The organism is Novilysobacter erysipheiresistens, assembly GCF_036663935.1.
Taxonomy (GTDB): domain Bacteria; phylum Pseudomonadota; class Gammaproteobacteria; order Xanthomonadales; family Xanthomonadaceae; genus Novilysobacter; species Novilysobacter erysipheiresistens.
The window spans coordinates 541,136-563,255 of the sequence record NZ_JAXGFP010000002.1 but is presented as its reverse complement, the minus strand read 5'-3'; the positions used below and the strand labels follow the sequence as shown (position 1 = coordinate 563,255).

Annotated in this window: 22 protein-coding genes; 10 read left to right on the top strand and 12 right to left on the bottom strand. The window is 67.6% G+C overall.

Features of this window, described 5'->3' with window-relative positions:
- Nucleotides 1-88: 88 nt before the first annotated feature.
- The 3 genes from SNE34_RS05800 to SNE34_RS05790 all read right to left on the bottom strand — a co-directional run bounded on the left by SNE34_RS05800 (nt 89) and on the right by SNE34_RS05790 (nt 3,644).
- Complete coding sequence (locus SNE34_RS05800; RefSeq protein ID WP_332615543.1) at nt 89-604, bottom strand: methylated-DNA--[protein]-cysteine S-methyltransferase; 516 nt, start codon at nt 602-604, stop codon at nt 89-91.
- Entirely contained in the window at nt 601-2,148 is a 1,548-nt protein-coding gene (locus SNE34_RS05795; RefSeq protein WP_332615541.1) for a DNA-3-methyladenine glycosylase 2 family protein, read from the bottom strand. Before SNE34_RS05795 ends, SNE34_RS05800 begins: the two co-directional genes overlap by 4 nt.
- A 221-nt stretch (nt 2,149-2,369) precedes the next feature.
- Complete coding sequence (locus SNE34_RS05790; RefSeq protein ID WP_425604458.1) at nt 2,370-3,644, bottom strand: alkaline phosphatase family protein; 1,275 nt, start codon at nt 3,642-3,644, stop codon at nt 2,370-2,372.
- A 145-nt stretch (nt 3,645-3,789) separates the two neighbouring features.
- On the opposite strand from SNE34_RS05790, the gene SNE34_RS05785 reads away from it, so the two are divergent.
- A complete protein-coding gene (locus SNE34_RS05785) occupies nt 3,790-4,131 on the top strand; it encodes a hypothetical protein (RefSeq protein WP_332615537.1) in 342 nt (113 codons plus the stop codon).
- A 22-nt stretch (nt 4,132-4,153) separates the two neighbouring features.
- On the opposite strand, the gene SNE34_RS05780 is transcribed toward SNE34_RS05785, so the two are convergent.
- A complete protein-coding gene (locus tag SNE34_RS05780; protein WP_332615535.1) occupies nt 4,154-4,993 on the bottom strand; it encodes an N-acyl homoserine lactonase family protein in 840 nt (279 codons plus the stop codon).
- 118 nt (nt 4,994-5,111) lie between these two features.
- Here SNE34_RS05780 and hutU point away from each other — a divergent pair, with 118 nt between their 5' ends.
- Entirely contained in the window at nt 5,112-6,869 is a 1,758-nt protein-coding gene (gene hutU, locus SNE34_RS05775; protein ID WP_332615533.1) for a urocanate hydratase, read from the top strand.
- A gap of 54 nt (nt 6,870-6,923) precedes the next feature.
- Nucleotides 6,924-8,075, top strand: coding sequence for a hypothetical protein (locus SNE34_RS05770; protein ID WP_332615531.1), 1,152 nt, complete (start codon nt 6,924-6,926; stop codon nt 8,073-8,075).
- Here SNE34_RS05770 and SNE34_RS05765 read toward each other — a convergent pair.
- On the bottom strand, nt 8,069-8,692 hold the full coding sequence (locus SNE34_RS05765; RefSeq protein ID WP_332615529.1) for a DUF998 domain-containing protein: 624 nt from the start codon (nt 8,690-8,692) through the stop codon (nt 8,069-8,071). The genes SNE34_RS05770 and SNE34_RS05765 overlap by 7 nt on opposite strands.
- Before the next feature lie 131 nt (nt 8,693-8,823).
- On the opposite strand from SNE34_RS05765, the gene SNE34_RS05760 reads away from it, so the two are divergent.
- Complete coding sequence (locus SNE34_RS05760; RefSeq protein WP_332615527.1) at nt 8,824-9,261, top strand: hypothetical protein; 438 nt, start codon at nt 8,824-8,826, stop codon at nt 9,259-9,261.
- A 74-nt stretch (nt 9,262-9,335) separates the two neighbouring features.
- Here the strand turns inward: SNE34_RS05760 and SNE34_RS05755 are convergent, their stop codons facing one another.
- On the bottom strand, nt 9,336-9,755 hold the full coding sequence (locus SNE34_RS05755) for an SRPBCC family protein (protein WP_332615525.1): 420 nt from the start codon (nt 9,753-9,755) through the stop codon (nt 9,336-9,338).
- Nucleotides 9,756-9,967: 212 nt separating this feature from the next.
- On the opposite strand from SNE34_RS05755, the gene SNE34_RS05750 reads away from it, so the two are divergent.
- Complete coding sequence (locus SNE34_RS05750) at nt 9,968-11,422, top strand: MATE family efflux transporter (protein WP_332615524.1); 1,455 nt, start codon at nt 9,968-9,970, stop codon at nt 11,420-11,422.
- A 52-nt stretch (nt 11,423-11,474) separates the two neighbouring features.
- Here SNE34_RS05750 and SNE34_RS05745 read toward each other — a convergent pair whose 3' ends face one another.
- Together SNE34_RS05745 and SNE34_RS05740 are read right to left on the bottom strand one after the other, a co-directional pair.
- Nucleotides 11,475-11,690: a hypervirulence associated TUDOR domain-containing protein gene (locus tag SNE34_RS05745; protein WP_332615522.1), complete on the bottom strand. Its 216-nt coding sequence runs from the start codon at nt 11,688-11,690 to the stop codon at nt 11,475-11,477.
- A gap of 170 nt (nt 11,691-11,860) precedes the next feature.
- Nucleotides 11,861-12,226 (bottom strand): DUF1428 domain-containing protein, encoded by a 366-nt coding sequence (locus SNE34_RS05740; RefSeq protein WP_332615520.1) that lies wholly within the window; start codon nt 12,224-12,226, stop codon nt 11,861-11,863.
- A 161-nt stretch (nt 12,227-12,387) separates the two neighbouring features.
- Between SNE34_RS05740 and SNE34_RS05735 the strand changes: the two genes are divergently transcribed.
- Nucleotides 12,388-13,092 carry a glutathione S-transferase N-terminal domain-containing protein gene (locus tag SNE34_RS05735; protein ID WP_332615518.1) on the top strand — a complete coding sequence of 235 codons (705 nt, stop codon included), beginning with the start codon at nt 12,388-12,390 and terminating at the stop codon, nt 13,090-13,092.
- Between the two features lie 79 nt (nt 13,093-13,171).
- Here the strand turns inward: SNE34_RS05735 and htpG are convergent, their stop codons facing one another.
- On the bottom strand, nt 13,172-15,049 hold the full coding sequence (gene htpG, locus SNE34_RS05730) for a molecular chaperone HtpG (protein WP_332615516.1): 1,878 nt from the start codon (nt 15,047-15,049) through the stop codon (nt 13,172-13,174).
- A gap of 139 nt (nt 15,050-15,188) precedes the next feature.
- Between htpG and SNE34_RS05725 the strand changes: the two genes are divergently transcribed.
- Nucleotides 15,189-15,869: a GNAT family N-acetyltransferase gene (locus SNE34_RS05725; protein ID WP_332615514.1), complete on the top strand. Its 681-nt coding sequence runs from the start codon at nt 15,189-15,191 to the stop codon at nt 15,867-15,869.
- A gap of 24 nt (nt 15,870-15,893) precedes the next feature.
- Here SNE34_RS05725 and SNE34_RS05720 read toward each other — a convergent pair whose 3' ends face one another.
- Nucleotides 15,894-16,313: a VOC family protein gene (locus SNE34_RS05720; protein WP_332615513.1), complete on the bottom strand. Its 420-nt coding sequence runs from the start codon at nt 16,311-16,313 to the stop codon at nt 15,894-15,896.
- 220 nt (nt 16,314-16,533) lie between these two features.
- Between SNE34_RS05720 and SNE34_RS05715 the strand changes: the two genes are divergently transcribed.
- Complete coding sequence (locus tag SNE34_RS05715) at nt 16,534-17,565, top strand: DUF2268 domain-containing putative Zn-dependent protease (RefSeq protein ID WP_332615511.1); 1,032 nt, start codon at nt 16,534-16,536, stop codon at nt 17,563-17,565.
- On the opposite strand, the gene SNE34_RS05710 is transcribed toward SNE34_RS05715, so the two are convergent.
- Together SNE34_RS05710 and SNE34_RS05705 are read right to left on the bottom strand one after the other, a co-directional pair.
- Nucleotides 17,501-19,510 (bottom strand): protein-L-isoaspartate(D-aspartate) O-methyltransferase, encoded by a 2,010-nt coding sequence (locus SNE34_RS05710; RefSeq protein WP_332615509.1) that lies wholly within the window; start codon nt 19,508-19,510, stop codon nt 17,501-17,503. The genes SNE34_RS05715 and SNE34_RS05710 overlap by 65 nt on opposite strands.
- Before the next feature lie 100 nt (nt 19,511-19,610).
- Nucleotides 19,611-20,576 carry a helix-turn-helix transcriptional regulator gene (locus tag SNE34_RS05705; protein ID WP_332615507.1) on the bottom strand — a complete coding sequence of 322 codons (966 nt, stop codon included), beginning with the start codon at nt 20,574-20,576 and terminating at the stop codon, nt 19,611-19,613.
- An 86-nt stretch (nt 20,577-20,662) separates the two neighbouring features.
- Here SNE34_RS05705 and SNE34_RS05700 point away from each other — a divergent pair, with 86 nt between their 5' ends.
- Nucleotides 20,663-21,418 carry an NIPSNAP family protein gene (locus SNE34_RS05700; RefSeq protein WP_332615505.1) on the top strand — a complete coding sequence of 252 codons (756 nt, stop codon included), beginning with the start codon at nt 20,663-20,665 and terminating at the stop codon, nt 21,416-21,418.
- Between the two features lie 10 nt (nt 21,419-21,428).
- Entirely contained in the window at nt 21,429-22,082 is a 654-nt protein-coding gene (locus SNE34_RS05695) for a LysE family translocator (RefSeq protein ID WP_332615503.1), read from the top strand.
- Nucleotides 22,083-22,120 lie beyond the last annotated feature (38 nt).

Below are 22,120 nucleotides of genomic sequence, written 5' to 3'. Positions count from 1 at the left end.
GGAAGGATTTCGTCGCGACCGTTGAGTTCGTCGGCAACCGATTCCGGATCGCGGCGGAAGCCGCTACAGGTGTCCACCGTTCGCGCTCTCACGCAGCAAACAGGTCATCGCGCGGCAGCGCACCCTCCAACTGCAGCAGGAAGCGCTTGGTCGGCAACCCACCACCAAACCCGGTCAAACTGCCGTCGGCGCCGATCACCCGATGGCACGGCAGCACGATCGGCAGCGGGTTGCGGCCGTTCGCCGCGCCCACCGCGCGTGTCGCGCTCGGCTTGCCGCCCCGCGTCGCCAGTTGCGCATAACTGATCGTGTCGCCATACGGGATCGACGCCAGCATCTGCCAGACGTCGCGTTGAAACGCGGTGCCGCGCGGCGCCAGGGGCAGGTCGAACGCGGCCCGGTCGCCAGCGAAATATTCCTCCAGTTGTTGCTGTGTCTGTCGGAGCAATGGATGCGTGCACTCGGCCCAGTCGATCTCCTGCCAGCCGGCATCGCGTTTGACCGCGTGCCGCGAAGGCTGGAACTCGATCGCGCGCAAGCCGTCGCCATCGGCGGCCAGCAGCAGCGGTCCGACCGGACTGTCAATGGTGGTGAAGATGGTCATGCCTTGTTTCTCCGTGCAGGAGCGATTGCCTTCGCGCGCGCTGCCGACTCGGTCGCCTCGCACCACAGGTGGATCACCGTGTACGCCCGCCACGGCCGCCAGCGCTCGGCACGGGCGAGCAGGGCGCGCGCGCTGAGCGCGGTGTCGCCGTCGCTGGCCACCCGGCGCAGGATCAGGTCCTCGGCCGGGAACGCGTCGGGGTGGCCGAGCGCGCGCATCGCGATGTAGTGCGCGGTCCACGGGCCGATACCGGGCAGCGCTACCCAGCGGGCGGCGAAATCGTCGAGACTGCGTTCCGGCCTGAAGTCGACCCGGCCATCGAGCAGCGCGCGGGCGACGTTGCGGATGGTGTCGGCGCGTGCACGGGTGATCCCGATCGTCGACAGGTTGGCATCGGCCAGCGCCAACGGGGTGGGGAAAATGTGCTCCAGCCCGGGTCCGAACGGTGTCTCCAGCGCGCGACCGTACTTGTGCGCCAGCCGCGTCGCCAACGTGCGTGCGGCGGCGACGCTGACCTGTTGGCCGAGGATCGCGCGTACCGCGATTTCGAAGCCGTCCCATCCGCTCGGCAGGCGCAGGCCGGGGCGTTGCTGCAGCAACGGTCGCAACTTCGGGTCATCCGCCAGCACCGTCGCGATCGCCTGCGGGTCGGCATCGAGGTCGAACATCCGCCGCAGCCGGGCAACGATCGGCAACAGCCGCGACGGCGCCACGCCATGCAACTGCAATTGCAGCGCATGCTCATCTCCGCCACGGTCGGAATCCGGCCAAGCGCTGACCCGCAACCAGCCCGCAGCCGCGTCCGGCGCATCATCGGGTGGTGCGATCACGCGCGCGTAGCTGTGCTCGTCGACCCGCTCCACTGCCGGCAGCGCGCGCGTGCGCAGGAATCCGAGCATCGATTCGAAGTCGTACGGCGGCCGATAGCCCAGCCGCAAGGTCAGCACTTCGTCGCCGCCGGTACGCGGGCGCCGGCGCAACTCGCGCGGCGCCATCCGGTACGCCTCGAGGAATGCCGCGTTGAACCGCCGCAGGCTGCCGAAGCCGGCCGCCAGCGCGACCTCGGTGATTGGCAGCATCGTCTCGCTCAGCAGCTGCTTGGCGAACAGCAACCGACGGGTGCCGTGCACGCCCAGCGGTGCCGCGCCGAGGCGGTCGACGAACAGCCGCCGCAACTGCCGTTCGCCGATCCCGACCCGCATCGCCAGGTCCGCCAATGGCGCCTCGGCCAGTGCGCCTTCGTCGATCAGTTTCAGCGCACGCGCGACCGTCGCATCGCCCCGGCGCCAGCTGTCGTCGCCGGGCGACAGTTCCGGCCGGCAGCGCAGGCACGGCCGGAACCCGGCCGCCTCGGCCGCGGCGGCGTTGGCGTAATAGGTGACGTTCTCGCGTTTCGGGGTCGGTGCCGGGCACATCGGGCGGCAGTAGATGCCGGTGCTGGTGACGGCAGTGAAGAACAGGCCGTCGAAGCGCGCATCGCGACTCAGTCGGGCTTGTTCGCAGACCTGCGGGTCGAGTGGGGTGGTGGCGACGGACGAGGGCATGGATGCAGGCTAGCACCGGGTTCGGTCGGAAACTGGCCGGATTCGGACATCAATGCCGGAGCGCGACAACAGCTTCTTTCAGGCGTCTCGAGATCGCTCGTCTGCCTATTTGTAGAAGCGACGTGAGTCGCGACCCGCCGAACGTTGGAGACGAGGTACAAGTCGCGACTTACGTCGCTCCTACATAGGGGTAAATCGCATCATCGGCGGCAACGCCGGGATCATTTCGTCGGCTTCAACGCGGCCATCGCGTCCGCATCGCCATCGTTCGGCGCCGGCTGCAGCCCGACCAGCGCCATCAGCAACGGATACACATCCACGTTGTCGAACGCCGGCAACCGCGTGCCCTTGCGAAACGCCGGCCCGCGCGCCAGGAAGATCGCCTGCATCGATGGCAATGCCGGGTCGAACCCGTGCGAGCCGCGGGTCGTGGTCGATGGCCGGTTCGCGATCCGTTCGCGGGGACGGGCGTCCCAGCCTTCGTCCATCTGGCAGACGATCGGCGGCACTCGCAAGTGAGCGCCGTAATGCCAGCGATCCGGCAGCGCGTCCTTGCGCCAGCATTCGTAACGTTCATGCCGGCCCAGCAACTGCGCCTGCGCCGCTGCCTCGCGCCCGGGCAGCAGCGCGAACCCGACCGATTGCCCCGCCGTCACCAGCCGCGCATTCCGCGGCGCGACCATGTCCTCCACCGCGACCACCTGCCCCGGTTCCACCGTGGCCATGCCATGGTCGGATACCACGACCAGGTTGACCGCGTCGTCCAGCCCGCGCGCCGCCAACCCGTCGAGCAGTCGCCCGATGGTCGCATCCAGTTCACGGATCGCCGCGTGCGCCTCGGTCGAGTCGGGACCGTGGTCGTGGCTTTCATGATCGAGCTGGTCGAAATACAGCGTCGCGAATCGCGGCCGGGTCGCCGTCGGCTCGGATAGCCAGCCGAGTACGATGTCGACCCGCGTCGCGGCCGGCAGCGACGAATCGAACGGTCGCCAGCGCGTGGGCCGGACGCCGTCGATCGCCGCCTCGCTGCCCGGCCAGAACATCGTCGCGGTTGGCAGTCCGGCGTTTTCGGCAGCCACCCACACCGGCTCGCCACCCCACCAGCGCCCGTCGCCGACGGCCTCGGGCCGGCCGAGGCTGAAGGCCCCCAGCGCGACGTCATGCATCGTGTTGTGGACGATGCCGTGGCGGTCCGGGCGCAGGCCGGTGACGAGGGTGTAGTGATTCGGGAACGTCAACGTCGGGTAGGACGGGTTCATCCACGCGGCGCGGACGCCGGTGGCGGCGATGCGGGCCAGGTTCGGGGTGATGCCGAGATCGAGGTAGTCGGCGCGGAAGCCGTCGATCGAGACCAGCAGGACGCTGGCGCGCTCGGGCTCGGCGGCGGCACGCGCCGGCTGGGTCGTCGGATGGCCAGCGGGAACGGCTGCACAGGCAGCAAGCACGAGGACGAGGAGGACGAGGAGGCTGAGGACTGCGGATCGGAAGGTGGGCATCCATGCATCGTAGCGGTCGCGTGTGACCGGTCGCGCATTGCTGACGCGCCTATAAACAGGGTCGACGGCCTGCACATCGCCCGCGTTGCGGCGGCGTATCGTGGGTATACGGTTCAACCGCCCCGACCATGCCCGGAGGTATCCCATGAAGACCCCGCTATTGACGCTGATGCTGCTGGCCGTCCCGGGGCTCGCCTTTGCCCAGTCGGCGCCCGAGCCGGCCCCGCAGGCGGCCCAGGACCACAGCGTCGCCACCCAGGAAGACCGCGCCGAACGCGACGCACGGGTCGACTGCATTCGCTACACCGGCACCCGGATCGTCAGGAAAGCGCCCGAGCGCGATGCCAGCGTCGACAAGGTCGACGAGCTCGATCGCGACGATTGCGTAGCGGTCGGCGGGCGCGTCTACAGCCAGGAAGACCTGCGTCGCACTGGCCGTACCAACGTCGCCGATGCGCTGCGGATGCTGGACCCGGCCATCCATTGAGCCGGGTCCGGCGGCCTGCCGGTCAGTCGAGGTAGGCCGGGATTTTCGGCAAGTCCGCGAAGTCCTCCGGCGAATGCTGGATGACCAGGCGACCGTCGTGGGTCTTGAGCAACTGGCGGACCCGGTCGAACGACGCCAGCGTATCGGCGCGATCGACGTTGAACGCCGGCACCCGGGCGTTCTCGTAGTTGCTGCGCGAGTGATACAGGTCGCCCGACAGGATGACCGTACCGGCATTCTCCAGCTCGACCAGCAACACCCGGTGTCCCGGCGTGTGGCCCGGGGTGCGGAGGATGCGCACGCGACCGTCGCCAAACACGTCGTGGTCGCCTTCCATCACCTTGCGCGTGGCCGCGAACTCGTCGAAATGTTCGGCCGACACCGGGCCGGGCGTTTTCGGCTGTGATGCCCACGCCAGCTCCGACGGATCGATCAGCCAGGTCGCCGACGGGAACTGCTCCAGGTTGCCGGTGTGGTCGTAGTGCATGTGCGACAGAGACACGAATTCGATGTCGGCCGGCTGCAGCCCGAGCTGCTGCAACTGCGCCTGCAACGTCACCGGAACCGTGAATCGGATGCCGCCTTCCTCGTGCGCGTGGCCGGGCTTGGCGGCGATGACGTCGCCCAGTCCTGTGTCCCACAACAGGGTGCCCGCGGGATGCTCGATCACGTAGCAGGGCTCGACCAGCGTGCCAGGCTGGCCAGCGTAGCTGTCGTCGTCGGCGAACATGCCCATGTCGGAGAACTCGACGACACCGCAGTCGAGTGCATACAGGCGCACGCCGGCGGTGGTGTCGGCGGCAACGGCGGGACCGACGGCCAATGCGACGGCCAGCAGCAACGCATGACGGAGCGAGTGCATCGGTAACTCCTTGCAGCGAATGGGGAGGCGCCAGTATCCCGCGCCTGCATCGCGCACGGCGCGAACATTGAATGCAGCAGGTGGGATAATGGCTGGATTCGATCGCCACGGAGCCGCCATGTCCACCCGCAACGACCCGTCCCGCGTCATCCGCGCCCCGCGCGGCGCCGAACTCAACTGCAAGTCCTGGCTGACCGAAGCGCCGTACCGGATGCTGCAGAACAACCTTGACGCCGAGGTCGCCGAGAACTCGACCGAGCTGGTGGTCTACGGCGGCATCGGCCGCGCCGCGCGCGACTGGGAAAGCTACGACGCGATTCTCGAGTCGCTGCGCAACCTCGACGACAACGAGACCCTGCTGGTCCAGTCCGGCAAGCCGGTCGGCATCTTCCCGACCCACCCCGACGCGCCGCGCGTGCTGATCGCCAACTCCAACCTGGTGCCTCACTGGGCGACCTGGGAGCACTTCAACGAGCTCGATAAGAAGGGCTTGATGATGTACGGTNCCAACTCCAACCTGGTGCCTCACTGGGCGACCTGGGAGCACTTCAACGAGCTCGATAAGAAGGGCTTGATGATGTACGGTCAGATGACCGCCGGCAGCTGGATCTACATCGGCAGCCAGGGCATCGTCCAGGGCACCTACGAGACGTTCATCGAGATGGGCCGCCAGCACTACGGCGGCGACCTCACCGGCAAGTGGATCCTGACCGCCGGACTCGGTGGCATGGGCGGCGCGCAACCGCTGGCCGCGAGCCTCGCCGGCGCCTGCAGCCTCAACATCGAGTGCCAGCAGAGCCGCATCGACATGCGCCTGAAGACCCGCTACGTCGACGAGCAGGCGAGCGACCTCGACGACGCGCTGGCGCGGATCGAGAAATACACCGAAGCCGGCCAGGCCAAGTCGATCGCGCTGCTCGGCAACGCCGCCGAGATCCTGCCGCGGATGGTCGAGCGCGGCATCCGTCCCGACGCGGTCACCGACCAGACCAGCGCCCACGACCCGGTGCACGGCTACCTGCCGATCGGCTGGAGCGTCGAGCAGTGGGTGTCCGGGCAGAAGCAACACCCGGAGAAGGTCCGCGACGCCGCCAAGCAGTCGATGCGCGTGCACGTCGAGGCGATGCTGAAGTTCGAGGACATGGGCATCCCGGTGTTCGACTACGGCAACAACATCCGCCAGATGGCGTTCGACGAGGGCTGCAAGGACGCGTTCGACTTCCCCGGCTTCGTGCCAGCCTACGTGCGGCCGCTGTTCTGCAAGGGCATCGGTCCGTTCCGCTGGGTCGCGCTGTCCGGCGACCCGGAAGACATCTACAAGACCGACGCCAAGGTCAAGGAACTGATCCCCGACGATGCCCACCTGCACAACTGGCTCGACATGGCGCGTGATCGCATCGAGTTCCAGGGCCTGCCGGCGCGTATCTGCTGGGTCGGCCTCGGCCTGCGCCACAAGCTCGGGCTCGCCTTCAACGAGATGGTCCGCAACGGCGAGCTGAAGGCGCCGGTGGTGATCGGCCGCGACCACCTGGACAGCGGCAGCGTCGCCAGCCCCAACCGCGAGACCGAGTCGATGCAGGACGGCAGCGACGCCGTCAGCGACTGGCCGCTGCTCAACGCCATGCTCAACGTCGCCAGCGGCGCGACCTGGGTGTCACTGCACCACGGCGGCGGCGTCGGCATGGGCTACAGCCAGCACAGCGGCATCGTGATCGTCTGCGACGGCAGCGAGGAAGCCGACAAGCGCATCGCCCGCGTGCTGTGGAACGACCCGGGCACCGGTGTCATGCGACACGCGGATGCGGGGTACGAGATCGCGAAGCAGTGCGCGAAGGAACAGGGGCTGAAGCTGCCGATGGTCGGCCGGCAGGGTTAAGCTGCACCGAGGGCTGCATGACGCGGCCATCCATGGAACTCAAGGAGGAGAACGATGGAAGCAAGAAGCGGCGCGCATTGGGTGACGTGGGCGAATGTCCACGCGAGGAACAGTCGGCGGATCGAGGATCTGGATGCCTCGTTCCGTCGTGACGTCAAAACTTTCATCGACGTGCTTGAGGACGCAGGCGCACGGGTCGAGGTTTCTGCGAACCGGCGTGATCCGAAGCACGCGTACCTGTTCCACTGGTCGTGGAAGATCGCCAACGGCAAGTGCCGACCGGCCGATGCGGATCCGATGGTCGGGATCGGTATCCGCTGGGACCATGGAGACGACGCCGCCAGCAAGGCGGGAGCGCTGGAGATGACCCGCGGGTTAGGGTTGGCGATGCCGCCGCGGAGCATTCACGCGCCGGGGCTGACGAGCAATCACATCGCCGGTCGTGCGGTCGACATGACTGTCCGCTGGGACGGCACCATCGAACTGCCCGAAAAGATGGCGCCGAGGTGGCGGTCGCGTGGACGCCTAACGTCAATGCCAACTTCGCGTTGCACGAGGTCGGCGCTTCCTACGGAGTGCGGAAACTACGTTCCCATGCCCCGCACTGGTCGTTCAACGGGAGGTAATGCGATGCGTGTGACCTTGCACCCAGTTGTTTTCATTGTTGCCGCAACCGCCTGCGTCTTGTTGATGGCATGCGCATCGACTGCCGCGCCATCATCCTCGTCGAGCACCTCGGAGGTCTCACCGTCCATCGGCTGGCTACATGGCGGCTGCATCGCCCTGTCGGCGGCCGAGGTGGCGGTCGGCACAGGTGTCGTACTGGTATCACTGGATGGGCCGCGACAGACGCTGACGTCAGTCCGAATCTCGGAACACGCAGACGATGTGGAGGGCTGTCCGGCGTTGCTGGAGGATCGGAGTGCAGCCAACCGGGCGAATGCGCTGTCGTTCTACCGGGTCGAGCCAGTGCCCACGACGGAACTGGCTATCGGCGTGTTGTCCGGCCGTTCGGGCATCGTCGACGTCGACGCAGTGCTGGACACCAATGACGACGGCCGACGCGACACGTTTACTCAGTGCAGCACCGCAGAAGGCGTGCGGTTCAGCGTCTGGGCGGACAAGGCCGGTCATGGCGAGCCGTTGTGGAGCGGCTACTACTACCTCGGGTACAACGTGCAGCCCAATTGCCCCGAGGTCTATTGATCATGGTTGGGCGCGACCTTGCGCCACGCTACCCACCCAAGCCACGCCACGATCATCACCACCAGCACCTTCTGCGAAAATCCGCGCGGCAGGTCGCGGGCCAGTGCCAATACCCATACGCCGGCGAAGCAGGCGATCGCCCAGCCCAATAGCGTCGGAGTGATGCGTTGCCAGCGCGGCGCGAACCGCAGGCGCCAGGCCTGCAGCACCATCGCCATGGTGGTGCACAGGAACGCCGCCTGCGCCGATGTACCGTGGACCAGATGGACCAGGCGCAATTCCTCGTCGGGGAAACGCATCGGTGCGAACGCAGTGACGACCAACGACGGTGCGGCGATCGCGAACAGCAGCAGCGGCGCGGCGCTGCGTGCCGATGGCGGTGGTTCGCGGTAAAGCGCGATGGCGAGCGCGAGGATGCCAACCGCCAACGCCGTGTATCCGGTGCGCAGCAACCCGCCCCATGGACCGACCAGGTAGACGCTCAACTGCGCATCGACCCCGTCGAGTTCCGGACGCAAGCCATGCACGGCGACGGCAGCGAGGAAAAACGCGGTGAGCGCGGCCAGTGCGAGGCGGGAGAGGGAGGCGTGCGGATTCGGAGCGGTTGGCGTGTCCATGCGGGGCCGATGTTGTCGGGGCCGCGCAGCCGTAGCAAGTCCCAAAGGGTGCGGAGGACAGCCCGGCCGCACCACCAGCGCTAAGATCGGTTCCGCATCAATCCGATGCTCGAACACGGTAGGGGGAATGCATGAACGCATCTGTCGTGAAGCGTCCGGGCTGGTTCTGGGGCGTGGCCGTGCTGGCGCTGTTGTGGAACCTGTTCGGCCTGGCGATGTTCACCCTGCAATACACGATGACGCCGGAGCAACTCGCGCAATTGCCCGAGGCCCAACGCCGCCTGCAGGAAGGCTTCCCCGCCTGGCTGTGGGCGCTCTACGGCGTGGCTGTCGTCGCCGGCACGCTGGGATCGATCCTGCTGTTGATGGGTCGTCGGCTGGCGTTGCCGGTGTTCTGGGTGTCGCTGGTCGCGGTGGTGGTGCAGTTCGGCTACTGCCTGTTCCCGGGCAGGATGATCGAGGTACTGGGCCCGGCGCAGGCGTTGCCGATGCCGATCGTGGTCATCGCGGTCGCGGCGTTGCTGGTGTGGTTCGCGCGGCGCGCGGTCGCGCGCGGCTGGCTGGCCTAGCCCGGACCGCGTGATTCCCCGCCATCCCGGGGTGCGTGCCGGGGTGGCGGGCGGCGATGGGGCGTCGCGTAGTGCTACCGCGTCGCGCCAGCGGTCTCGGCATAGCGGCCGAAGCTGTCAAGGATCGCCTGCCAGCCTTCGCGCTGCATCTCGGCGGGGTTCTCGGACTCGGCATCGAAAGCCACCCGCACGCGCGTGCCGTCGGGCTCCTCGTCGAAGCGCACGGTTACTTCGCGGCCGTCGCCCATGCGGTATTCGATCAGCTGCTGCGGCACCACCCTGGTGTAGGTGCCCTCGAAATCGAAGCCCATGCTGCCGTCCTTCGCTTCCATCCGGGTGTTGAAGCGGCCGCCTTCGCGCAGGTCGACCTCGCATCGAGGTGAGTGCCAGTCCGGCGATGCGTTGTTCCAGCGGGTGATGTCATCGGGGTTGCTGTAGGTCGTCCACGCGGTCTGCAGGTCGGTGCGGGCGAGGGTATCGACGGTGATCTTCATCTTTGTGTCCTTGTCGGTGGTCGCGATGGCGCACAACCGGCGCCTTCATGGGGACGACGAACGGAATCGTACGGTTTCGACATCGCACATCGTGATCGCATCGACCGTCCGGAGGTGTCGATTTCACCGTCCTCCGCCCGTCGCCTCTCTGAACCGGCATGACGATCGAATCCCGCCGTACCATGCTCCCGTCAACGCACGCAGGACCGCCGATGAGCCAAGACACCCGACCCACGTCGCCCGACGAATCCGGCGCCGCCGCGCTCCCCGAACACGTGCCGACCGGTCCGCTGTGGGCCGAGCTGCGCGACGCGATCCGCGGCACCGGTGCCGACTACACGAAGATCCCGCTGCGCCGCGCGGTGTTCCTGCTCGCCGTGCCGATGGTGCTGGAGCTGGTGCTCGAATCGACCTTCGCGGTGGTCGACATCTTCTTTGTCGCCAAGCTCGGTGCGTCGGCGGTGGCGACGGTCGGGTTGACCGAGAGCTACCTGTTCCTGCTATACGCGATTGCGATGGGGTTGGCGATGGCAACCACCGCGGTGGTCGCGCGGCGCGTCGGCGAGCACAAGCGCGAGGCGGCCGCAGTCAGTGCGGTGCAGGCGATCTGGATCGCGGTACTGGCCTCGGTGCCGTTCGCGGTCATCGGTATCGTCTGGGCGCGCGAGCTGCTACAGCTGATGGGCGCCGATGCGTGGACGCTCGAGCACGGCTACCGCTACATGCAGTGGGCGCTCGGCAGCAACGCGGTGATCATGCTGCTGTTCGTGATCAACGCGGTCTTCCGCGGCGCCGGCGATGCGTCCAGCGCGATGCGGGTGCTGTGGGTCGCCAACGGCCTCAACATCGTGCTTGATCCGCTACTGATCTTCGGCCTCGGCCCGGTGCCGGCGATGGGCATCGAGGGGGCGGCGATCGCGACCACCATCGGCCGCGGCGTCGGCGTGCTGATGCAGCTGTGGATCCTGTTCCGCGGCGGCCAGCACATCCGCGTCGCCGCATCGCAACTGGGATGGGACGGCGCGACGCTGCTCAACATCGTGCGCACCTCGCTCGGCGGGGTCGGGCAGATGATCATCGGCATGACCTCGTGGATCTTCCTGATGCGCATCCTCGCCAGCATCGGCAGCGAGGCGGTGGCCGGTGCGACGATCGCGATCCGGCTGATGATGTTCACCACGATGCCGGCCTGGGGCATGTCGAACGCGGCGGCGACGCTGGTGGGGCAGAACCTCGGTGCCGCCCAGCCAGATCGCGCGGAGGCGGCGGTGTGGCGGATCGGCTGGTACAACATGGCCTACCTGGTCGCGGTGTCGGTGGTGTTCTTCCTGTTCCCGCGCGAGCTGGTGGGGTTTTTCACCGGCGATGCCGGCGTGATCGACGTCGGCGCCGAGTGGCTGCGGATCCTGTCGTACTCGTTCTTCGTCTACGGCTGGTGGATGGTCGCGGTACAGGCGTTCAACGGCGCCGGCGACACGGTCACGCCGACCAAGATCAACCTGGTGTTCTTCTGGCTGATCCAGATTCCGTTGTGCTGGTGGCTGGCGCTGCAGTTGGACTGGCAGCAGACGGGAGTGTTCTGGGGCGTGTTCGTGTCGGAGACGGCGGTGGGGTTGTTCACCCTGTGGCTGTTTACGCGGGGTGGGTGGAAGACGACCAAGGTGTAGCTACGGAGCCGCCCCCGACAGCGAGGTCCAGCGGTCGACCCCGGCCCCCATGCTAGTCCGGGATTCTGCTCAACGCCGAACCCTTGTGCATGGCGACGTGGTCGGTCTTGTCGCTCTTGATTTCATACTGCGGGTCATCCGGTGTGCAGTGGCGGGTGTGTCCCTTGTACTCGGTGTCGCGGGTGTGGATCTTGGTGATGTGGCCGCTGACATGGCCTGCTTCCGAGTTCCACCGGACGTGGTCGCCGACCTTGAACGTGGTGCCCATGGTTTCCTCCTGCAGCCTGACTACGGCCAGATACTGGTCGCCACGTCGTTAGTACCGCGCATCCGTCCAGATCACGACCGACACCTGACGGTAGTCGGCTGGCACTGTGGATGCCGTCGGGCGCTACGTCGCGGATCGTGCCGGCACGGATGCCGGCACGTACGCCGGGGTCAGGCTTTCGAGCCCAGCTCCACGATCGGCGCGAACCCGCCGTAGATCATCCGCTTGCCGTCGAACGGCATCGGGTTCTTTTCCGGGTCCATGCGCGGGTCTTCCATCATCTTCTTCATGCCGGCGTCGCGGGTGGGCTTGTCGGGCCATTCGATCCACGAGAACACGATCGTCTCGTCGTCCTTGCCCTGTACGGCGCGGCGGAAGTCGGTCTGCTTGCCGTCCGGGACGTCGTCGCCCCAGCACTCGAGCACGCGGGTGGCGCCGTACTCGATGAACACCGAGTCGCCCTCGTTGGCGTGGTCGATGAACTTCTGCTTGTTGGCGGTGGGGACGGCGAGGACGAAACCATCGATGTAGGACATGACGTGTCTCCTTGGTTTTGGGGGATGTATTGGAGCGACGAGCGGGGGTGGACGGAATCGACATCCATCGCGATGCGGGCGACAGTCCGTTCCATCCGTTGCCGATGCCATGGAGGGCCCGTCGTCTTAAGCTGGGACCCCCATCATTGCGGAGTACGTCCGTGTCAGACCTGTCCAGGTTTCCGATCACCCGCCGCTGGCCGGCACAGCATCCCGAGCGCATCCAGCTGTATTCGCTGAATACGCCCAATGGCGTGAAAGCCTCGATCATGCTCGAGGAGACCGGTTTGGCGTACGAGCCGCATCTGGTCGACATCATGCAGAACGAGAGTCACACGCCGGAGTTCCTGTCGCTCAATCCCAACGGCAAGATCCCGGCGATCATCGATCCGGACGGGCCGGGCGGGCAGCCGCTGGGGTTGTTCGAGTCCGGCGCGATCCTGCTGTACCTGGCCGACAAGACCGGGCAGTTCATACCCGCCGATCCGGCCGGGCGCTGGGAGGCGATCCAGTGGGTGTTCTTCCAGATGGCGTCGATCGGGCCGATGTTCGGCCAGCTCGGCTTCTTCAACAAATTCGGTGGCAAGGACATCGCCGATCCGCGTCCGAAGCAGCGCTACGTCGACGAATCCAGGCGCCTGCTTGGCGTGCTCGATGCGCGGCTCGACGGTCGCACCTGGCTGATGGGCGACGACTACACCATCGCCGACATCGCGACGCTCGGCTGGGTGGATAACCTGATCACGTTCTACGAAGCTCGCGAGTTGGTCGGCTTTGATGATTTTGCCCACGTCGAGGCGTGGTTGCGATGCGGGCTGGCGCGTCCCGGCGTGCAGCGAGGGCTGGCGATTCCGTCGCGCGATTGAGGTGTCGGAAATGAAGAACCCGCCGGAAGTCGGCGGGTTCTTCAGGGTGTGGATTCCCGCTTTCGGGGGATGGCGGCGACTAGCCCAACAGCACCCGGTTCATCCGCTGCACGAAGGCGGCCGGGTCCGGCAGCGGCGCGCCGGCGGCGATCTCGGCCTGCTCCAGCAATAGCGTTGCGAGGTCGGTCGCCCTGGCGTCGTCGGTTTCCGCCTCGACCCGCTTGAGCAGGTCGTGCTGCGGGTTGATCTCCAGGGTGGGCTTGCTCTCGGGCATAGCCTGCCCGGCCTCGCGCATCAGGCGGGCGAAGTGCGGCGCCATGTCGAAGTCGGACAGGGCGAGGCATGACGGCGAATCGGTCAGGCGCGCGGAGACGCGGACCTCGTTGACGCGATCGCCGAGCAGTTCCTTGAGCTTCGCCACCAGCGGTTCGGCCGCCTTTGCGGCTTCCTCGTGCTGCTGCTTCGCCGCTTCGTCGAGCGGCAGCTCGCCCTTGGCGACGCTCTGCAGCTTCTTGCCGTCGTACTCTTGCAGGTAGCCGAGCATCCACTCGTCGATGCGGTCGAACATCAGTAGCGCTTCGATGCCCTTGGCCTTGAACGCCTCCAGTTGCGGGCTGCCGGCGGCGGCCGCGTAGCTCTCGGCGGTGATGTACCAGATGGTGTCCTGGCCTTCCTGCATGCGGCCGATGTAGTCATCGAGCGAGACCGTCTGCTTGCCGGCGTCGCCCTTGGTCGAGGCGAAACGCAGCAGCTTGGCGATACGCTCGCGGTTGGCGGTGTCCTCGCCGATGCCTTCCTTCAGCGTGTTTCCGAAGGCCTTGATGAAGGTGGCGAACTTCTCCGGCTCGTTGTTTGCCAGCGACTCGATCAGGTCGAGCACGCGCTTGGTGCAACTGGCCTTGATCCGCTCCAGCTGGCGGTTGTGCTGCAGCAGTTCGCGCGACACGTTCAGCGGCAGGTCGTCGGCGTCGACCACGCCGCGCACGAAGCGCAGGTAGTTCGGCAGCAGCTCCTCGGCCGCGTCCATCACGAACACGCGCTTGATGTAGAGCTTCAGTCCCTTGCGCTCGTCGCGGCCACCCATCATCAGGTCGAACGGTGGCTGCGATGGCAGGTACAGCAGGGTGGTGAAGCTCTGGTTGCCTTCGACGCGGTTGTGCGACCACGCCAGCGCATCGTTGAAGTCGTGGCCGAGCGACTTGTAGAAGCTCTGGTAGTCCTCGTCGGAAATCTCCGACTTGGGTTGGGTCCACAGCGCCGAGGCGGCGTTGATGGTTTCCCAGTCGCCGGTTGCGGTGTCGTCCTCGGTGCCCGCATCTTTCGGCATCCGGATCGGGAAGGCGACGTGGTCGGAGTAGCGGTGGACCAGCGAGCGCAACTTCCAGTCCGACAGGAACTCGTCCTCGTCGGCCTTCAGGTGCAGCACCACGGTGGTGCCGCGCTCGGCCAGCTCGACGGCTTCCAGCGTGTACTCGCCCTGGCCGTCGCTCTCCCACTTGACGCCTTCGCTGGCCGACGCGCCGGCGCGGCGGGTCAGCACGGTGACCTTGTCGGCGACCACGAACGCCGAGTAGAAGCCGACGCCGAACTGGCCGATCAGTCGCGCATCGGCCTTCTGCTCGTTGGCCATCGCGGCCAGGAATCGGCGGGTACCGGAGCTGGCGATGGTGCCGATATTGGCGACCACCTCGTCGCGGCTCATGCCGATGCCGTTGTCGGCGATGGTGATCGTGCGCGCGTCCTTGTCGAAACTGACGTCGATGTGCAGCTCGCCGCCGCCGGCCATCAGCTCCGGGTTGGCGATCGCCTCGAAGCGCAGCTTGTCGCAGGCATCGGAGGCATTCGAGATCAGCTCGCGCAGGAAGATCTCCTTGTGCGAGTACAGCGAGTGCGTGACCAGGTGCAGGACCTGGGCGACTTCGGCTTCGAACTGGCGGGTTTCGGCGGTTGCGTTCATGCGTGGGTACCGGTGATGCGAGGGTGGATACAAGGCTTGGACAATGGGTCCGGATGGCGGGAAATCAAGCCGGCGGCCACCCCGCGCGGCCCGTGCCGGGACACTCGACTTGGCCGCGGCAGCCTGCTTTCATCCACTCATGGCCGCCGAGCTCGACAATCCCTTCTGGTCCTCGCTGCAGACCCGCCACCGCGCGTTCGCGCTGCATGAGGGAGACGTGGCGCGTTATCCGCCGGAGTTAGCGCCGTTCCTCGGGGTGGCGGGTGCGGACGTGGAGGTCGGTGAATCGCTGGCATCACTGGTGGCGGTCGGCGAGAGCGTGCTGTTGCTCGGCATCGCCCCCGGGCGCGTGCCGGACGGCTTCCAGCTGGAAGCGTTCGCCGATCTCGCACAGATGATCTGCACCGAGCCGCTGGAGGTCATCGACGGCCCGGAGGTAATCGAGTTGTCGGAGACCCACCGCGAGGACGTGCTGGCGCTGACCGCGCTGGTTTACCCGCACTATTTCCGCCCACGCACGATGGCGCTGGGCCGCTATTTCGGCATCTACCAGGACGGTCGACTGGCGGCGATGATCGGCGAGCGCCTCGGAACCGACACCACCCGCGAGGTCAGCGCGATCTGTACCCATCCCGACTTCAACGGCCGCGGTTACGCGCGCCGGCTGACCGCGATGCTGAGCAACGACCTGCTGGCGCGTGGCAGCCTGCCGTTCCTGCACGTCAGCCACGAGAACCGCCGCGCGCTGCAGCTGTACCAACAGCTCGGCTATCTCCACCGTCGCGACATCGGGTTCTGGTCGCTGCGGCGGATGCGTTGACCCGCATCCACCGCATCCGCGCGATCAGGCAGACATGTCCTTGCTGCCCGCATTGACCATCCACGGCGTGCCGAAACGGTCGATGCACATGCCGAAGCCCTCGGCCCAGAAGGTCTCGCTGTACGCCATCTGCTCGGTGCCGCCTTCGGCCAGCGCCTTGAAGATGCGCTCGCCCTCATCGCGGTCGTCGACGCTGATCGACACCGAGGTGCCGGCCGGCTTCTGGTAGTACTCGGCGGGGCAATCGGAACCCATCAGCATCTGCTCGCCGATCGACATCGAGACGTGCATGACCTGGTCGCGGTCGGCGCCGGGCATCTGCGCGTCCGGGGGTGCTTCGCCGAAGCGCGTCAGCATCAGGATCTTGCCGCCGAGCACGCGCTCGTAAAGCTTGAACGCGGCTTCGCAGTCGCCTTTGAAGTTGAGGTAGGGGGTGAGCTGCATGGTGTTCTCCGGGTGGGTGGCCAGGTGGGCCGGTGGGTTTGCGTTGTTACTGCCCAGGCGACGAACGAGCGAAGGCGGAATCGACAGCGGCGCGAAAACAAATCGAGTGTATCCATCAGGGCATCCCGCCCGCGGACCGGACAGTCCCGGCGCCGGGTGGCGTCGCCGCCGGTCGGCTTTGGGTATCGTGACCGGTCCAGCGACGATCCCCGGATAGCCGATGAGCAACACAACGACCATGCATCAGGCGAACAAGCGTCGGCGAAGTGTCGAGCTTGCCGTGCTGTTGGCAGCGACGTTTCCTTTGTCGGCGATCGCGCAAGCCGATGAGCCCGCCGATGCCTTGGCCGAGGTCCGCACCGACGACGTCGCGCGCTTCTTCCAGGTATTCGACGCCGCCGGTGGCCGGCCCGATGCCGACGCGTTGCAACGCGGCTACCTGGACGCGGGCAGCGACGCGCTGCGCGAGTTCAGTGAACTGCGCGTCGGATCGATGGAGCGCCTGGCCAAGGCCATCGTCGACAAGCCCGCCTTGTTCGAAAAAGCCCGAACCTGTGCCTCCAAGCTGCCGGAAATCCGCAGCCGGGTGGTCGAGGCACTGGACAAGTTGGACATGGTGCTGCCGTCGGCGCGCTTCCCGCCGGTCACCGTGCTGGTCGGTCGCGGAACCACCGGCGGCGTGACCACGCCGGCGGGTGTGGTGATCGGGCTGGAGACGCTGTGCAACGCCGACTGGATGCAGGCCGATGTTGGCGACCGCTTCGTGCACCTGATCGCGCATGAATACGTGCACGTGCAGCAACACGGCGCCGCGGTCGAGGTCGTCGAGCCCACCCTGCTGTACCAGGTGCTGCTGGAGGGCGGGGCGGAATACGTCGGCGAACTGATCTCCGGGCAAGTCGCCAACGCCCACCTGCAGGACTGGGCGGGTGGCCGCGAGTGCGCGCTTGGACGCGGGTTCATGGTCGAAAAGGACGGCACCGAATTGTCGCGCTGGCTCTACAACGGACCGGGCGATGACGAGCGCCGGGGTGACCTGGGTTACTGGATCGGCCATCGGATCGCCCGCGCCTACGTCGACGCCGCCGATGACCGGCAGCAGGCCATCGTCGAGCTGCTGGACGTGCGCCCGGAGACCGCCAGCGCATTGTTCGAAGCAAGCGGCTGGCAGCCGGCGTGCGACCCCGTCACAGCCCGAACGGCCACGTCTCCGGCACCCCGCCGGTTGGATGCTGCGAACCCAGCGGAGTGATCGCCTCGGTCTCGTCGAACCAGGCGTAGGCGTCGAACTGCTGCGGCAACGACACCTCGGCGTAATGGCTCTGCAGCTCGGTGTCCGGGCGGTAGATCACGCCGATGAAGCGTTCCAGCCGCGCGGCCAGCAAGCGGCGGCGCAGGGCCTCGTGCCGGTCCTTGCGCAGGTCGAGCAGGAAGCGCGGGGTGCCGCTGTCGTGGCACAGCCGCTCGACGCTGTCGCGATGCGAAGGCCGCACGCGCATGACCTGCATGTCGCCGTCCCAGTCGCTGGCGGCGGCGACGGTGCCGGTGTGGGTGCCGAAACCGACCAGCGCGGCGGCGTCGCCGAACCGTTCCCGGCACAGCTGGCCGATGTTGAGCTCGTCGCGGGCATTGCCCATCTCGGTGTGGCGGGCGTCGCCGATGTGCGAGTTGTGGGCCCAGACGATCGCCTTCGACCCCGGGCCGTGGGCATCGAGCACGTGTTCCAGGGTCTCGAACATGTGAGTGTCGCGCAGATTCCAGCTCTCGGCACCGCCGTAATACATGATCCGGTAGTAGCGCTCGGCGGCGGTCACCAGCCGCGCGTTCTGGCTGGCGTCGAGGAACTGCTCGCCGTCGTGGGCGGCGTATTCGAGGCGGCGCGACAGCAGGTCCTGCAACTGGCGGACGACCTCGGCCTCGCAGTCGGCGTAGCCGCGGGTCAGCACGGCGCGGCCGTAGGTTGCCGGCGCCTTCTGCCACGGCGTCAGGCAGCCGTAGCGCTCGCGTGCGACCGCGGCGGCCTCGGGGTCGACCTTGTCGAGGTATTCCAGCACCGCGGCGATCGACGCGCGCAGGTTGTACATGTCGAGGCCGTAGAAGCCGGTCTGCCCGGACGGCTCGCGGTCGCGGTTGTGCACGTGCAGCCACATCACCAGCTCGGCGACGTCGGTGTTGCGCCACATCCAGGTCGGGAAGCGCTGGAACATCGGTTCGGCGTCGTCGCGCGGCGGCAGGTGCCGGACATAACGGTTGATCGTGGCCGCGTCCGGCCAGTCGGCTTCCACCGCGATGATGGTGAAGCCGTGGCGATCGACCAGCCGGCGGGTGATCGCGGCGCGTGCGCGGTAGAACTCCGAGGTGCCGTGGCTGCATTCGCCGAGCAGCACGACGCGGCAGTCGGCGAAACGCTCGAACGCGACGGCGAAGTCTTCGTCGTCCGGGTCGGGCAGGGTTTCGGCGGCGCCGGCGATCATCTCCGGCAGCGATTGCCCGCGGCTCTCGCCGGGCACGTGGTTGCTCGCCGCGCGGCTGCCGTCCTCGGCCCAGCCCTGCTCGCCGATCAGCGGCACGAACGTCACCCCGCCGAGGTCGTCCTGCTCGAAGCTGTCCTCGTCGGTGCGGGTGATCCGGCGCAGGCGCTGGCCGAAGATGCCGCCGCCGACCGGAATCACCAGTCGGCCACCGATCGCCAGTTGCCCGCGCAGCGCCGGCGGCGGTTCCGGCGCGCCGGCGGCGACCACGATCGCGTCGAACGGCGCCGCCTCGGCCCAGCCGCGGGTGCCGTCACCGACGCGCAGTTCGATGTTGTCGTAGCCGAGTTGCTCGAAGCGCCGCCGCGCCTGCTCGGCCAGCGAGGCATGGCGTTCGATGGTGTGTACGCGTGCGGCGATCCGGCTCATCACCGCCGCCGCATAGCCCGAGCCGGCGCCGACCTCGAGCACGCGGTCATCGCGCTCGATCTCGGCCGCCTCGACCATCAGCGCGACGATGTAGGGCTGCGAGATGGTCTGCGCTTCGCCGATCGGCAACGGGCTGTCTTCGTAGGCGAATTCCTCCATCCCGGGCTCGACGAAGACTTCCCGCGGCACCGTGCGCATCGCCTCCAGCACCGCCGCGTCGCGGATGCCGCGGCCGGCGATGTGGTTGGCGACCATGCGGTCGCGCGCACGGGAATGGTCGGGGGTGGGGATCGGCATGGCGCGCGCTCCCGGACCGGGTCCGTTGTGCGGGCGTCCAACGATGGGCCTGCCCATGTAAAAGCGATGTCTCCAGCGGGTTATCTGCCCAGGCTGGCGGCTACGCGCCGGCGGCGCAATCGAGCAGCCGGCGGGCGCGGGCCGCCAGCGCGTCGCGCAGCGCATCCGGTTGCTCGATGCTGAAGTCGAACGGCAGCCGCGCAAGTTCGCCGGCGAACCAGTCCAGGTGATCGGTCTGGGCGTGTAGCAGCACGCCGCGGTCGGTCTGCTCGAACGTGCCGATGCCGTCGAAGAAGCACCGTCGCGCATCCTGCAGGTCGGCGTGCAGGCGCACCCGGACCGCATGCGCGCGCGGCATGGTGGCGACCGAGAAGCTGAGGTGGGCGAGGGCGTCGAAATCCTTTGGCCGGGCGAAGCTGATCGGCAGCGGCTGCACCGAAACGATCCGGTCGAGCCGGAACGAGCGCAGCCCGCCGCGCAGGTGGCAGAAGCCGGCCGCGTACCAGCGCCCGCCGCGAAAGCCGAGACCGTAGGTGTCGAAGCCGCGGCTGCTCTGCTCGCCCTGCGCCGAGCGGTACTCCAGTTGCACGCGCTGCTGCGCCTGGGCGGCGGCGCTGAGCGTGGCCAGGGCGCCGTTGTCGCCGCTCGGCGCGGCGCGCGACAGGTCCAGGGTCACGGTCTCGTCGATTGCGCGCAGCCGCTTGTTCAACTTCGCCGGCATCACCCGTTCTAGCTTGGCCTGGGCGCTGCTCACCGCGGGCTGCGCTTCCGACAGGCCGAGGCTGCGCGCTGCCAGCAGGCCGACCGACAGCGCCAGCGCCTCGTCGTCGGTGAACATCATCGGCGGCAGCTTGAAGCCGGCGACCAGCGCGTAACCACCGTAGCGCCCGCGCTCGGCGGTGATCGGGATGCCGAACTCCTCGAGGATCGCGATGTAGCGCCGCAGCGTGCGCGCGTCGACGTCGAGCCGGCGCGCCATCTCCGGGCCGCTGATGCGGCCGTGGGCCTGCAGCAGTTCGAGCACGGCCAGCACGCGGGTGGTGGGGTGGTAATGCGTCCGGAGCATGGATCCGATGCTAGCAATCAATCAGGGCCGAAATCGTCCTGATTTGCCGCGAGTCTGGCGCCCCTTCCACGGCGACCATCGCTCCCATGAACCAGTCCTACATCCTGTTCGAGGCGTACTCGCCGGTGGTCGAGCTGCGCCAGTACACCCTGCATCCCGGCCAGCGTGACGTGCTCATCGAGCTGTTCGAGCGCGAGTTCATCGAGTCGCAGGAGGCGACCGGCATCCGCGTGATCGGCCAGTTCCGCGACCTCGACCATCCCGACCGCTTCGTCTGGCTGCGCGGCTTCGCCGACCTGCCGGCGCGGGCGCGCGCGCTGCAGGCGTTCTACGGCGGGCCGGTATGGCAGGCCCATCGCGACGCGGCCAACCCGACCATGATCGATTCCGACAACGTACTGCAGCTGTGCCCCGCTTACAGCGTCTCCGGATTCCAGATCCAGCGTGCGCCGCGCGCCGCGGTCGGGGCGACCGGCAGTGGCCCGGGACTGGTGGTGGCGACGCTGTATCACTTCGGCGCGGCGGTGGACAAGGATTTCCTGGCGTTCTTCGCCGACGAAATGGTGCCGGTGCTGGGCAAGTGCGGCGCCGCGGTCAGCGCAGCGCTGGTCAACGACCCAAGCCCGAACAACTTCCCCGCGCTGCCGGTGCGCGAAGGCGAGCACGTATTCGCCTGGTTCGCGCGGTTCGCCCACCTGCAGGCCTTCGATCGCCATCGCGCCGCGCTGGCCGCACTGCCGGACTGGTGCGAGCGCCTGGAGCCGGCGCTGCGGCGGCGGCTGGCGCGACCGCCGGAGATTCTGCGGCTGTCGCCGACCGCGCGCTCGCGGCTGCACGGCTGAGGCGCCGCCGATGGACATTCCCATCGCCCTGAACCAGACCACGCACCTGTGGCTGTTCTTCGTAATGGTGTTCGGCGTGGTGCTGCTGCCGGGTCTGGACATGGCCTACGTCCTGGCCAGCTCGATGGTCGGCGGGCGCCGGTCCGGGTTGACCGCGACCGCCGGGATCGTCGCCGGCGGGATCTGCCACGTGGCCATGGGCGCGCTCGGAATCATGGCGGTGCTGGCGTTGTGGCCGGCGGCGTTCAACCTGATGCTGTTGGCCGGTGCGGTCTACATCGGCTGGATCGGCGTCTCGTTGCTGCGGAGCGCTACCGCGTTCGGCCACGTCGACGCTGTCGCGGTGCGGTCGCCGTCGGCGACGTTCCGCCAAGGCGCGGTGACGAGCCTGCTCAACCCGAAGGCCTACCTGTTCATGTTGGCGATCTTCCCGCAATTCCTGAAACCGGAATACGGGCCGGTCTGGCTGCAGGCGCTGGTGCTGTGGCTGATCATCGCGGTGACCCAGGCGGGTGTGTACGGCGGCATGGCCCTGGGTGCCGACCGGGTACGCGACTGGATGCTTGGCCGTCCGGGCGCGAACGTACTGCTCGGCCGCACGATCGGCGCGCTGCTGGTCGCCACCGCCATCGCCACCGGCTACGGCGGCTGGCGCTCGTTCTGAGCCGATCGTGGGGACGTCCGAAACGTTCATCCGGCGTT